Origin of the sequence: Streptomyces lasiicapitis (genome assembly GCF_014646335.1) — a bacterium.
Classification (GTDB): Bacteria; Actinomycetota; Actinomycetes; order Streptomycetales; family Streptomycetaceae; genus Streptomyces; species Streptomyces lasiicapitis.
The window spans coordinates 88401-100829 of sequence record NZ_BMNG01000011.1 but is presented as its reverse complement, the minus strand read 5'-3'; the positions used below and the strand labels follow the sequence as shown (position 1 = coordinate 100829).

At 74.1% G+C, this 12429-nt stretch carries 10 protein-coding genes; 2 read left to right on the top strand and 8 right to left on the bottom strand.

All coding sequences use genetic code 11. The features are described 5' to 3' along the window. Positions 1–147 precede the first annotated feature (147 nt). A complete protein-coding gene (locus IEY91_RS24030; RefSeq protein ID WP_189175821.1) occupies positions 148–1248 on the bottom strand; it encodes a pyridoxal-phosphate-dependent aminotransferase family protein in 1101 nt (366 codons plus the stop codon). 135 nt (positions 1249–1383) lie between these two features. On the opposite strand from IEY91_RS24030, the gene IEY91_RS24025 reads away from it, so the two are divergent. Further along, positions 1384–2472 carry an amidohydrolase family protein gene (locus tag IEY91_RS24025; RefSeq protein ID WP_164326052.1) on the top strand — a complete coding sequence of 363 codons (1089 nt, stop codon included), beginning with the start codon at positions 1384–1386 and terminating at the stop codon, positions 2470–2472. Positions 2473–2667: 195 nt separating this feature from the next. Here IEY91_RS24025 and IEY91_RS24020 read toward each other — a convergent pair whose 3' ends face one another. Next, entirely contained in the window at positions 2668–4122 is a 1455-nt protein-coding gene (locus tag IEY91_RS24020) for an arylsulfatase (protein ID WP_189175655.1), read from the bottom strand. Positions 4123–4456: 334 nt separating this feature from the next. Between IEY91_RS24020 and IEY91_RS24015 the strand changes: the two genes are divergently transcribed. Next, a complete protein-coding gene (locus tag IEY91_RS24015) occupies positions 4457–5539 on the top strand; it encodes an SCO1860 family LAETG-anchored protein (protein WP_229697201.1) in 1083 nt (360 codons plus the stop codon). Between the two features lie 263 nt (positions 5540–5802). Here IEY91_RS24015 and cobC read toward each other — a convergent pair whose 3' ends face one another. The 6 genes from cobC to cobM are packed head-to-tail and all read right to left on the bottom strand — an operon-like array spanning position 5803 to position 12372. Continuing rightward, the gene (cobC, locus tag IEY91_RS24010; protein WP_189175654.1) at positions 5803–6882 is read right to left on the bottom strand and encodes an Rv2231c family histidinol phosphate aminotransferase CobC; all 1080 of its coding nucleotides are present in this window, start codon (positions 6880–6882) and stop codon (positions 5803–5805) included. Then, positions 6866–7810, bottom strand: a complete 945-nt coding sequence (locus IEY91_RS24005; RefSeq protein WP_189175653.1) for a sirohydrochlorin chelatase — start codon at positions 7808–7810, stop codon at positions 6866–6868. Before IEY91_RS24005 ends, cobC begins: the two co-directional genes overlap by 17 nt. Continuing rightward, a complete protein-coding gene (locus tag IEY91_RS24000; protein ID WP_189175652.1) occupies positions 7807–8439 on the bottom strand; it encodes a precorrin-8X methylmutase in 633 nt (210 codons plus the stop codon). Before IEY91_RS24000 ends, IEY91_RS24005 begins: the two co-directional genes overlap by 4 nt. A 5-nt stretch (positions 8440–8444) precedes the next feature. Further along, a complete protein-coding gene (gene cobJ, locus IEY91_RS23995) occupies positions 8445–10223 on the bottom strand; it encodes a precorrin-3B C(17)-methyltransferase (RefSeq protein WP_189175651.1) in 1779 nt (592 codons plus the stop codon). Then, the gene (gene cbiE, locus IEY91_RS23990) at positions 10220–11554 is read right to left on the bottom strand and encodes a precorrin-6y C5,15-methyltransferase (decarboxylating) subunit CbiE (protein ID WP_189175650.1); all 1335 of its coding nucleotides are present in this window, start codon (positions 11552–11554) and stop codon (positions 10220–10222) included. Before cbiE ends, cobJ begins: the two co-directional genes overlap by 4 nt. After that, the gene (gene cobM, locus IEY91_RS23985) at positions 11551–12372 is read right to left on the bottom strand and encodes a precorrin-4 C(11)-methyltransferase (RefSeq protein WP_189175649.1); all 822 of its coding nucleotides are present in this window, start codon (positions 12370–12372) and stop codon (positions 11551–11553) included. Before cobM ends, cbiE begins: the two co-directional genes overlap by 4 nt. Positions 12373–12429: the final 57 nt, after the last annotated feature.

Below are 12429 nucleotides of genomic sequence, written 5' to 3'. Positions count from 1 at the left end.
GGGTTTCCCAGGGCGCGTCGGCCGACGGCAGGCGTTTCGGCCACCGGCCGGGCGACGGGAGGTGTTGTCAGCCCGTCCGGCGCTTGAGGACGAGGCGCGAAGCGCCGAACGGGGGAGAGGGGCGGAGCCCCATGAGAGGGCCGGGGCCTACAGCCAGGCGGCCGTGACGGCGCGGCGAGCGGCCTCCAGGTCGACAGTGAGGCCGCACTCGGCCATCGCGGCGCCCAACGCGGCAAGCGACGCATGGACGACCCCCCGAGTAGCGTCGGGCCCATAGTGGTTGACGCGAATCATCTCCTTGGCCAACGCGCCACCACCCGCGACCAGCGGCAGCACGGGATCGGCGGCAAGGGCGCGCGCGACCAGCTCGGAGGCGTCGACGCCCTGCGGCGCACGCAACGTCGTGGCGACGGGCGCGGCGTCGGAAGCCTCGTACACGTACGGCTCAAGACCACCGCCAAGAGCGACCGCACCCGCACGCGTAGCCGCAGCGGCCGTGGCATGCCGCCCCATCAAAGCGTCGAGCCCCTCCGCCTCGATCCGCTCCACGCACGCCTCCAGCGCCAACATCTCCAACTGCGCCGGAGCGTGCAGCAGCGCCTTCCGGCCACCGTCGACCCACCGCTCCTTCCAGTCCAGGAGGGAGAGGTACGAGCGCCGCGGCGCCCGCGGATTCGCGGCGAGCCGCGCCCAGGCGCGCGCGCTCACCGACACCGCCGACACCCCGGCGGGCCCGCCCATCGCCTTCTGCGCACCGATCACACACAGGTCCACGCCCCACGCGTCCGGGAGCAGCGGCTCGGCGGCCACGGACGCGACGGCGTCCAGCATGAACAGGGCGCCGTGCGCACGCACGACCTCGCCGATCTCCGCGACCGGGTTGGTGTTGCCGGTCGCCGCCTCCGCGTGCACGAGCGACACGAAGTCGATCTCGGGGTGCGCGGCGAGGGCCTCCTCGACCTGCGCGGCCGTCACGGCGGTGTGGAACGGCACGGCCAGGTCGACGACCGTCGCGCCGCAGTCCCGCAGCCAGTCGCCGAAGGTCTGCCCGTAGGGCCCGGTGATGACGTTGAGGGCGGTCGTCCCCGGCTGCGCGGCGCCGCGGATGCAGCCCTCCAGGGGCAGCAGCGCCTCGCCCTGCATGATCACGACGTCCTGCTCGGTGTCCAGGAGCCGGGCCACCCGGTCCTCGATGGCGGCGAAGTGCGCGGCGCCGAGCGGCGCAAGGTCAAGGAAGGGGTGGGTCACGCTGCTGCTCGCTTCGTCGCTCGTGTCGCTCATGGATGGGATGGACGGGACGGACGGGGTCCTCCCGCGCATCGAGCGTACCCACCCCCGAAGTCAGCCCTCTCGCCTCCCACGGTGCTGTCTAAGCTGCTGCCCATGAGCGATCGCACGGTGCTGCACGTGAAGGGGCGGGTGCTCGTCGGGCCCGAGGACGTACGGGACGAGTTGTGGGTGGTGGGAGGGCGGGTGACCTACCAGCGCCCTGCCGGGGCGGACATGATCACCGTGCGGGGCTGGGCCCTGCCCGGCCTCGTCGACGCGCACTGCCACGTCGGTCTGGACGCCCACGGACCCGTCGCCCCGGACGTCGCCGAGAAGCAGGCGCTCACCGACCGCGACGCGGGCGCGCTGCTCCTGCGCGACGCGGGCTCGCCCTCCGACACCCGCTGGATCGACGACCGCGAGGACCTGCCGAAGATCATCCGCGCGGGCCGGCACATCGCCCGTACCCGCCGCTACATCCGCAACTACGCCCACGAGATCGAGCCCGACGACCTCGTCGCGTACGTCGCCCGCGAGGCGCGGCGCGGCGACGGCTGGGTCAAGCTCGTCGGCGACTGGATCGACCGCGACGCCGGTGACCTCACCGCCTGCTGGCCGCGCGGCGCCGTCGAGGCCGCCATCGCCGAGGCCCACCGGCTCGGCGCCCGCGTCACCGCCCACTGCTTCGCGGAGGACTCCCTCCGTGACCTCGTCGAGGCGGGCATCGACTGCGTCGAGCACGCCACCGGCCTCACCGAGGACACCATCCCCCTCTTCGCCGCACGCGGCGTCGCCATCGTGCCCACCCTCGTCAACATCGCCACCTTCCCGCAACTCGCCGCCGGGGGCGAGGCGAAGTTCCCCCGCTGGTCGGACCACATGCGGCGGCTGCACGCCCGCCGCTACGACACCGTGCGGGCCGCCTACGACGCCGGGGTGCCCGTGTACGCGGGCACCGACGCCGGCGGCGCGCTCGCCCACGGGCTCGTCGGCGGGGAGGTCCTTGAGCTCACCAAGGCCGGGATCCCCGCCGTCGACGCGATCTCCGCCGCCGTGTGGGGTGCCCGGGCGTGGCTCGGGCGGCCCGGACTCGTGGAGGGGGCTCCTGCGGATCTTGTCGTGTACGAGGGGGATCCGCGGGCGGATGTGCGGGTGCTGGCGGCGCCTTCTGCGGTGGTGTTGAACGGGAGGGTGGTGGGCTGAGGCGGGGGCCTTGCCGGGGGCTCCCCAATCCCACCCCTTCCCGAAACTGGGGGCTCTGCCCCCAGACCCCCGCTCCTCAATCGCCGGAGGGGCTGAATATGTGCCGGTCGCGGCAAGGATCCAGCCCGTCCGGCGCTTGAGGACGAGCCGCGAAGCGGCGATTCGGCTGGGGTCCAGGGGGCGCAGCGCCCCTGGTTACGGGAAGGGGTGGGGCTGGGGAGCCTCCGGCAGGACGTCCAGCGGTGCCCGGCCCGGCACCAGCGCGCCGTCCGCGACGTACCCCTCAGGGCGCCCCGCCAGCTCCCCCACCAGGCGCTCGCGCCACACCGCCACAGCCCCCGGCGCGGACGGCGCGAGGTCGCACGCCTCCCGCGGATCCTCGACCAGATCGAAAAGCTGCTCCCTCCCAGTCCCCGAGAACCACACATACTTCTCCCGCCCGTCGGTGAGCCACTGCATGGACTCCCCGAAGAGCGCGTGCTCCCCGTGCAGCCAGGTCCGCGGAGCGGGCAGGGACGAGCCCCGCGCCGCGGGAAGCAGACTGTGCCCGTCGAGCCCATCGGGCACAGGCAACCCCGCACACTCCAGCAACGTAGGCATCACATCCCGGAGTTCGGCGAGCGCGGAGGAGACGACCCCGCCGCGGGGGAGGGAACCGGAGGGCCCGGCGAGCAGCAGAGGCACCCGCGCCGACCCTTCGTACGGATACGCCTTCCGCCACAACCGATGCTCACCCAGCATCTCCCCGTGATCGGAGGTGAAGCACACCCATGTGTCGTCGGCGAGACCGAACTCGGAGAGGGCGGTGAGGAAGCGATTGATCTGCTGGTCGATGTGGGCCATGTGGCCGTAGTAGCCGGCGCGGGCGCGGTGGACCGTTTCGGCGTCGTACGTCGCGTAGTTGGCGTCCGCGCGGCTGTCGTCGCGCCAGTGGGCGAGCGCGTCGGCCCAGTCGCCCACGACGGGTTCCTCGAAGGGAGCGCGCAGGAACTGCTCGAAGGCCCAGGCGGGCGGGTCGTAGGGCGGATGGGGCCGGTGGAAGGAGAGATGGAGCAGGAAGGGGGCGGTGACGTCCCGCCGGTAGAGGAAGTCGACCGCCTCGCTCACCACCCAGTTGGTGGGGTGCAGCCGCTCGGCCCGGGGCCAGGGCCTGGCGACCACGCTGTTGCAATCCAGCCCGGTGTCGGCGTAGTCGGCGCCGGCACGCTCGCCCGGCTGGGCTTCGAGCCAGGACAGATAGTCGTCGTGGAAGCGCGGATCGACGCCGCGCACACGTGACGCGTGCAAATACCCGTCGTGCAGGGTCACTTCGTCGAACCCGATGCGGTTGCGCTCCGGGAAGGCGTGCAACTTGCCGATGGCGCGCGTCTGGTAGCCGTGGCGGCCGAACTCGGAGGCCAGCGTGACGGGGTACTCCCACGGCACGCCGTCCCGGTAGCCCGTGCGGCGGTGCGAGGTCTGCGCGAGGCCGGTGTGGAGGGCGGCGCGGGCCGGGATGCACGACGGCACGGCCGAGTACGCCTTCTCGAACCGGGCGCCGCGGCCCGCGAGTTGGTCGAGGTAGGGGGTGCGGACGACAGGGTGTCCCGCGGCGGACAGGCAGTCGCCGCGCCACTGGTCGGCGGTGATCAGGACGACGTTGCGGGTCATGTGACTCGGTGGCTCCTGTGGGCGGGTCGACGGGGCGACGGGTTGACAGAGAGTGACGCGACGGGTTCCGGTTCGTTGTACGTAACTTTGCTCCGGCCCTGGCTGTCAACGCGGCGATCACGCTCTTCACCGGCACGGACGTGAAGCGCGGGGTCTGAGGGAACGCTCGTGCCGCCGGATTCGAATACACCGACGGAAACGTCTCCTTGGAGTGAACTCACGCCTGGTTGCTGCTCGTTCACTCTGAGTGCGTAAAGATTCCGGGAGTCGGGAGGGCGCCGCCAGCGCACTCCGACTTCCCTGGTGCCGCGCGCACGCGATGTCCCCGTGTGGCGTGCGCGGTCGGTACTTCCGTGACTCATGTGGGGGTTCCACCACCTTGACCAGCAACGCCTCTTCGGCCTGCAACGCCTTCCCGGCCGACACCGCCCGCTCGGGCGGAAACGTCTCCTCGGCCGACACCACCGCCTTCTCCGGCGGCAGCGCCTTCCGCAGACTGCGCGCCTCCCGCCGCACCGGCGCCCTCGCCGCCGCGACCGTGGTCGCCGCCGGTACCGCGGCGCTCTCCCTCTCCTCCGCCGGTGCCGCCCACGCCACCGACGACCACCGCGGCGGCAGCGCCGACGCCGTCGTACTCCGCACCGGCCTCAACGTGTCCCTGCTCAACAAGACCGTGAACGTCCCGCTGAACGTGGCCCTCAACGAGGTGTCCGCGCCCGCGAGCGCACAGAAGACCACGCTCACCGCGAAGCTGGACGGTGTCGACGGCGGACGCGCCTTCCACGTGCTGCGCGCGGACGTGGCGACGGCGCGGGCCACGGTGAAGGGCGGCACCGCGGAGGGGTACAGCAACGTCGCGCGCGCGAAGGTGCACCTGCCAGGACTGCCCCTGCTGCCCCTCGTCGAGGTGGACCAGGTGACGTCCAAGGCCCTGTGCGTGTCCGGCAAGCGGCCCGTGGCCGAGTCGAAGCTGCTGGGTGGGGTGACAGTGCTCGGCAAGCGGGTCGCCGTGAAGGCCGCGGGCACGACGCAGGTTGCCGTGCCCGGGGTCGGCGAGGTGCGGCTCGACCTGTCCTCTACGCGGACGACGTCCCGTACGGCCGCCGCGGTCGCGCTGCGCCTGAAGGTGTCCGTCGACCCGCTCAAGCTCGGGGTCGCGGCGGTCGAGGGCACCGTGACCCTGGCCGGGGCGAACTGCGCCGCGCCCGGGCCCGGCGCCAAGCCGCTGCCCAGGCCGCAGGCCGAGGGCCCCGCCCCGCAGGGCAAGCCGGCGGAGCCGGTGGCCGCGAAGGCCGCACCCGACGACAACCTCGCCGAGACCGGCGGCAGTTCGGCCACGCCGTACGTGGCGGGCGCCGCCGCGGTCCTGGTCCTCGCGGGAGGGGGCGCCCTGGTGGTAACCCGCCGCCGCCGCTGACCGGCGCCCCTACGGGGGCACCGTTCCTCGGCCGGGGCCGCCGATCCCCGGCCGGGGGCCACCCCTCGGCCTCCACCGCGCAGCGGTCACGGCACCGGGGGCCGTGAACCACCTCACCCCCGTCCGGAAACGCCTCCGCCGACCTGGGCTGCCTTTGGGGGCGGGGGCCGCATCTCGTGGCCCAGCTGCCCACAGTGGGGGACTGCCGCGGAGCGGCGGGACAGGAGCACGCCCCACCGGGCGAGCAGTCGCCGACGGCCGGGTCAGGGGGCCGGCGGCAGCGCCTCGCCCAAGGCCGACAGGAACCTGTCGGCCGTCGCGCGGTCCCGCACAGCCACCCGCACCCACTCAGGCCCCAGCCCAGGAAACGTATCGCCCCGCCGCACGGCGAACCCCCGCTCCCGCAACCTCGCCCGAACCCCGCCGCCCCCGGCGACCCGCACCAGCACGAACGGCCCCTCCGCGGGCCCCACCACACTCACCCCGGCCAACTCCCCGAGCCCGGCCACCAGATGCCGCCGCTCGGCGGCGACCCGGTGCGCCACATGCCCCGCCTCGGCAAGCGCACGAGGCGACATGCACGCCTCCGCCGCGGCCAGCGCGGGCGACGACACCGGCCACAGCGGCTGCGCGCGGGACAACTCGGCAACGACCGCCGGGTCGGCGAGGACGTAGCCGATGCGGAGGCCCGCGAGCCCCCACGTCTTGGTGAGGCTCCGCAGCACGACGAGCCCGGGCACGTCCACCCGCCCCGCGAGCGCCTCCCGCTCACCGGGCACCGCGTCCATGAACGCCTCGTCCACCACGAGCACCCGCCCGGGCCGGGCGAGCCGTACGAGGTCCGCCGCGGGGTGCAGCACGGACGTGGGGTTCGTCGGGTTGCCGACGACGACGAGGTCGGCGTCCTCGGGCACCGCGTCCGGGTCGAGCCGGAACCCGTCCTCCGCCCGCAACAGCACCCGCGCCACCGCGTGCCCCGCGTCGAGCAGCGCCGCCTCCGGCTCGGTGAACTGCGGATGCACGACGACGGGCCGCCGCACCCGCAGCGCCCGCGCGAGCAGCACGAAGGCCTCGGCGGCCCCCGCCGTGAGCAGCACCCGCTCCGGAGCGACGCCGTGCCGCGCGGCCACAGCGGCCCGCGCCACCCGCCCGTCCGGGTAGGCGGCGAGCCCGTCGAGCGACTCGGCGACACACTCCTTCAGCCACGAAGGCGGCGTACCGGCACGGACATTGACGGCGAGATCGACGAGCTCACCCCGCCCCCGCACCTCCACGTCCCCGTGATGCCGAAGATCAACCTCGACCGCGCCCGCCCGCGAACCCCCCTCAGTGCGAGTGCGCATGGCTTCCGTGGTGGCCGTGGCCGTGGCCGTGCCCGTGGCCATGCCCGTGGTGGTGGCCGTCGTCATCCGGGTGGAAGTGCGGCTGCTGCGGCAATCCCACCTTGTCCTCGAAGCCCGGCAGCGCCACCCGGTACACGCAGGTGTCGCAGTTCATCCGGAGGTCTCCGGCCACGGCCTCGCGGTAGCGCTCCATCACCAGCTCGACGAGCTCCTCCTCGGGGCCGATCACGTCGGCGGACAGCACCTCGACGTCGGGGTGCGCGGAGGCCCAGCCCTGGGTCTGCTGCCGTACCCGGTCCGGCAGGATGCCGGTGAACAGGAAGTACGGCAGGACGACGACGCGCCGCGCGCCGAGCGCCACGCACCGGTCGAGCCCCGACGGCACGTCGGGCGCGGCCAGTGACACGAACGCGGTCTCCACGCCCGCGTACCCGCGCCCCTCCCACAGCAGCCGCGCCGCCTTGAACACCTCGGAGTTGGCGTCGGGGTCCGTCGACCCGCGCCCCACCAGGAGCACGGTGACGTCGGCCCGGTCCTCCGGGGTGCGCACGGTGTCGCCGAGCGCCTCGTCGAGCCGCCGCTCCAGGACCTGAAGGATCAAGGGGTGCGGGCCCAGCGGGCGGCCGTAGGAGTACGAGATGCCGGGGTGGCGCTCCTTCTCGCGCGTCAGCGCGGCCGGGATGTCGCCCTTGGCGTGCCCGGCGGACACCAGCATCAGCGGCACCGCCGCGAACCGTTTCACGCCCCGTTCGACGAGTTCGCTCACGGCTTCGCCGAGCGGCGGCGGCGACAGCTCGATGAAGCCGCCCGCGACGGGCAGTTCGGGCTCGCGGCGCGCCAGCTCCTGGACGAAGTCGCGGAACGCGGCGGCACCGGCGTCGTCACGGGTGCCGTGTCCGGCGATGAGCAGTGCGGGCGGGGTGGTCACTTGATCTCCTCGGGTCGTTCTGCGGCGGCGGGCGCCGCGGGGTGGTACAGCAGGGCGTTCAGGGCGGCCGACGCGACCGCCGAACCCCCCTTCTCGGACACGTTGCTGACGGCGGGAAGCCCGCTGGCGCGCAACGCCTCCTTGGACTCGACAGCGCCGACGAAGCCGACCGGGAGGCCGATCACGAGGGCGGGCCTGGCGTCGAGCAGCAGCAGCTCCTCCAGGGCGGTGGGCGCGCAGCCGATCACCCAGAGCGCGCCGGGACCGACCTGCTCGTACGCGAGCCGGATCGCGTGCGCCGAACGCGTGAGCCCGGCAGCGGACTTGGCGTCCTTCAGCCGGCACACGGTCTCGCGCCGCGTGATGCCGGCCGCGACCATCTCCACGTCCACGACGACGGGCGCACCCGCGTGCAGGGCGGCGTGGCCGCGTACGAGCGACTCCTCGTCCGTGACGAGGTCCCGCGCGTAGTCCAGATCCGCCGCGGAGTGGATGACGCGCTCCACGACGGCCCGCGTCAGCGGCGGGAAGTGCGAGGTGTCGAGGCGGGAGCGCAGCCGCCGGAACGACTCCTGCTCGATGGGATGCACGACGCGCGCCGACCCTGTCGTGTTCGCCGTGTTCTTCATGGCGGTCACACCCCCTGCCAGCGGTAGCCGCGCGGCGTCACCATGCGGCCCGCGATCGCGCGGGTCGCGGTGTTGCCGACGGTCACGACGGTCATCATGTCGACGCTGTCCGGGTCGAGCGCCGCGAGGGTGGTCAGGCGCACGCTCTCGTCGGGGCGCGAGGCGTTGCGTACGACACCGACGGGCGTCGTCGGCGCCCGGTGCTCGGCGAGCAGCGCGAGGGACTTGGGCAGCTGCCAGTCCCGGCCCCGGCTGCGCGGGTTGTAGAACGTCACGACCAGGTCCGCCTCGGCCGCCGCGCGCACCCGGCGCTCGATGACCTCCCACGGCGTGTGCAGGTCGGACAGGCTGATCGACACGTGGTCGTGGCCGAGCGGGGCGCCGAGCAGCGCGCCGGCGGCGAGCGCGGCGGTCACTCCCGGTACGCCGACGACGTCGATGTCGTCGCCGGCCTCGGCGAGCGCGGGCGACGCCATCGCGTACACGCCCGCGTCCCCCGACCCGATCAGCGCGACCGCCCGGCCCGCGCGGGCCTCGGCGACGGCGGTACGCGCCCGCTCCTCCTCGGCGCCGAGCCCCGACTCGATGACGCGGGTCCCGGGCCGCAGCAGGTCCCGGACCTGGTCGACGTACTGGTCGAGCCCCACGAGCACGGCGGCGCGCCGCAGTTCGTCGCGGGCGCGCGGCGTGAGCAGGTCCCGGGCCCCGGGACCGAGCCCCACGACGGCGAGCCGCCCCCGCGCGGGCCGCCGCACGATCGCACAGGTCGCCATGGCGGGCCTGCCGTCCGCCCGCTCCGACTTCCGCTTCGGCACGAGGAGTTCACCTCCGCCGCGCAGCGCCGCCGCCTCGGCGACGGACGCCGTCCCGACGGCGGCGAGCGGCGCCCCCGAAGGATTCGGCACCTCCACTGCGGCCAACTCCTCGGCCGCGTACGTCACCAACGGCACCCCGAGCCGCCCGGCCGCCTCGACGATCCCCGCCTCGTCCCGCTTGGCGTCGACGGTCGCCAACTCCCGTACGCAGAGGGCGGAAAGACCGGCGCCCCGCAGCGAATCCCGGACGAGTCCAAGCACCTCGTCGACGGGCGCCCCCTTGCTGGCCCCGACCCCCACGACGAGCGAGGGCGGCCGCAACACGACTTCGCGAAGCGCGGGCTCAAGCGTGCGGTCGGAGACCCGCACCACCGGCTCTTCACCCCGCCCGGCGAGTGGGGCATCCCCTGCTCGAGCGGAGCCGAGAGCTTGGGGAAGGGTGGGCACAGCCCCAGCAGCCCCGGCCTCCGGTGCCGATACGTTCGACGGAAGCGCGGGAAGGGGCCACACCAACTCCGCCTCCAGGGCGACGGGTTCCCCGTCCAGCATGGCCCGGGTGACCCCGGCGACGTCCCCCTCCACGGGGAACCCGAGCATGTCGAGCCCCGGCACGGCCACCGCGTCCGTGGCAGTCGTGATCACCGGCTCGGCCCCGAGCACCTCCCCGACCGCCCGGGCCAACGCGTTCGCGCCCCCCGCGTGCCCGCCCAGCAGGGCGACGGCGAACCGCCCGCCCTCATCGACACACACGACCCCCGGGTCGACAGCCTTCCCCGCGAGCAGCGGCGCGGCCAACCGCACCACGGCCCCGGTGGCGAGGAAGCACACCACCTGCTCGCACTCGCGAAAGGCCCGCTCGAACGCTTCCCGTACGGGACCCTCGTACACCCGCGTACGCGCGGGCCAGGCCGAGGCCAGCCGCGCACAGGCGCCCCCGCCGGACTTCGTGCCGGAGATCAGGCCGATCACTGAACTACCCCTTCGGTAAAGGAAGTTGAACCAGAGGGCCCCACGCCCGGCGCAGCCGGACGCGTACCCCACAGCAGAAACACCGGATTGGTCGCGGCGAGCCGCGTGACATCCCCCGGCAGCGGCGCGAGCCGCGACGACTGCAGCAGCACCCCGTCGCAGTCGAACCCGGCCCCGAGCAGCGCGGAGCGCACCGCGGGCACCCGGTCGAGCGCGGCAAGGGACACCACCACGGCCCGCCGCGCCCGCCGCGCGCACGCGGTCACGATGGCGGGCAGCTCACGCCCGCCCCCGCCGACGAACACCGCGTCGGGGTCGGCGAGGTCGGAAAGGACGGTGGGCGCGGCCCCGTGCACGGCTAGTACGTCGACACCGTGCGCGGCGGCGTTGGCGCGGATCCGCTCGATGCCGTCCGCGGTCTTCTCCACGGCGGTCACGGCGGCACCGAGCCGCGCGCACTCCACGGCGACGGAGCCGGAGCCCGCGCCGACGTCCCACACCAGGTCGCCGACGCGCGGCCCGAGCCGGGCCAGCGCGAGCGCCCGCACCTCGAACTTGGTGATCATCGAGTCCCGGTGCGCGAACTCGTCCTCGTCGAGCGCCCATTGGCCGGGTCCGGTCCGCGGCCCCGCGACGGTACGGGCGGCCGTCGTGACCGCCCGGTCCTCGTCGAGGCAGAGCACCACGCCGACGGCGGTGCCCCAGTCGCGGGCGGCGGCCTCGGCGGGCGTGACCCGCTCCACGCGTTCTCTGGCGGGGTCGCCCAGGGCGGTGGCCACGATCAGAGTGCGGGTCGCCGTGCGGCGGGCCAGTTCGGCGCCCAGTTCGGCGGGGCCGCTGCCTGGGCCCGTGAGGACGGCGACCTTCGGGTGGGCGCGGCAGGCGTTCACCGCGGTGCGCAGGTGGCGCCCATGGGCGCTCACCACTACTGCGTCGTCCCACGGTATGCCGACCCGGGCGAACGCCGTTGCCACGGAGGAGACGCCGGGCCTGACGTCCAGGGCGTCCGGGCCGAACCTGTCCGCCAGGGCGCGCACTATGCCGAAGAATCCGGGGTCTCCGGAGGCCAGGACGACTATGCGTGCCGGGGGCGTGGTGACCGCAGATCGGCCTTCGGCCTCGTCCTCAATCGCCGGACGGGCTACCCGTGCCTGCTCGATCGCCTCCAGCGCGGGCGTCAGCGGACCGAGCACAACCCGGCGCACATCCGCAGGAACCTCGGCCGCCTCAAGATGACGGAGCCCGCCCACCACAAGGGCGGCGCCCCGCACCGCCGCCCGTGCCGCCGCGTCCAACGGTGCCCCCGTCCCCGTACCGATCACGGTGATCATGAGCGGGGCTTCTCGGCGCGGAGGGCCGCGCGGGCCTCGGGGGCGGCCTTGCGGAAGCCGTGGAAGTGGCCGGGGTGGTAGAGGTGGGAGCGGGTGCCGTGGGCGGCGAGGGCGGGGCCGACGAGGAAGAGCGTGTGCTTCCAGAGGCGGTGCTCCTTGACCGTCTCCTCCAGCGTCTCGATCGTGCAGCTCAGTACGAGTTCCTCCGGCCAGGTGGCCTGGTACGCGACGACGACGGGCGTGGTCGTCGGGTAGCCGCCTTCGAGGAGCTCCCGCACGAGCTGGCCGCTGCGTGCCGCGGACAGGAACAGCGCCATCGTCGTGCCGTGCCGCGCGAACTCCCGCACCTCCTCGCCGGGCGGCATCGGCGTCTTGCCGCCGCCGAGCCGGGTGAGGATCACGGACTGGGCGACCTCGGGGATGGTCAGCTCGCGCCCGGCGATGGCGGCGACGGCCGAGAACGACGACACACCCGGCACGATCTCCGTCTCGACGCCGAGCGCGACGCACCGGTCGAACTGCTCCTGCGTGCCGCCCCACAGCGCCGGGTCACCGGAGTGGATCCGCGCGACCTTCAGGCCGTCCCTGGCCGCCCGCTCGTACACGGCGACGACGTCCTCCAGGGACAGCACCGCCGAGTCCAGGATCTCGGCGCCCTCGCGGGCGTGCTCCAGGACCTCGGCCTGTACGAGGCTGGCGGCCCAGATGACCACGTCGGCGTCCGCGATGGCGCGGGCGGCCCGGAAGGTCAGCAGGTCGGCGGCGCCGGGACCGGCCCCGACGAAGGTCACCTTGCCGGTGGGGGCGGCGTCGGCCATGAGGGAGTTCCTCTCATACAGGCTCGTACGGACTCGTACGGAACGGGGACTGAAGAA